The sequence below is a fragment of the Rhodovulum viride genome, assembly GCF_003265965.1.
GTDB classification, from domain to species: Bacteria; Pseudomonadota; Alphaproteobacteria; order Rhodobacterales; family Rhodobacteraceae; genus Rhodovulum; species Rhodovulum kholense.
Genome location: NZ_MUAV01000173.1, coordinates 1 through 516, shown reverse-complemented (window position 1 = coordinate 516; position 516 = coordinate 1). Strand labels below are relative to the sequence as shown.

The window sequence follows — 516 nt, the reverse complement described above, 5'->3', positions numbered from 1 at the left end:
GGCCCGCTGCTGAAGGCGGCCGTCGCGGCCTTCGCGCCCCCCGCGGGCTGGCAGCCCTACGACAGGACCGCCCCGGGCGACAGCGCGACCGGGGTCTTCTACGACTTCGACGTCAATGGCCTGACCCAGCTGGTCGAGACGCCGACCTTCGAGGCGGGCTACGACTACATGATCCGGCTCGACGGGCTCCTGCCGCTGAACGGCGGCACCCTGCGCGGCCAGTTCTGGGTGCCCGAGCCGGGGGTCTGGACCAACGGCTTCGACCTGACCTCGGCGCTTGCGCCCCGGGTGCCCATCGGCGGCCGGATCCGGATCCCCGACCCGCTGCGCCCGCGGCCCATCGGCCTTGCCAGCACCGACTATATCTACGACCAGACCGGGTCGGTGGGGCTCAGCGCGACCGTCGCGCTCGGGGCGGCGGCGCGCCGGACCACGCGGTTCCGCCTGGCCTGGCTTGCCAACGGCAATGTCGGCACCTTCGGCGGCGGGCGGGCGGCCCTCTACCGCCGCCGCGAA

General features: G+C 74.2%; 1 protein-coding gene. It reads left to right on the top strand.

Annotated elements, in window-relative coordinates; all coding sequences use genetic code 11:
- Positions 1–516 (top strand): hypothetical protein (locus tag BYZ73_RS23225; protein WP_181498175.1); only part of this gene is annotated, 516 nt, incomplete at both ends.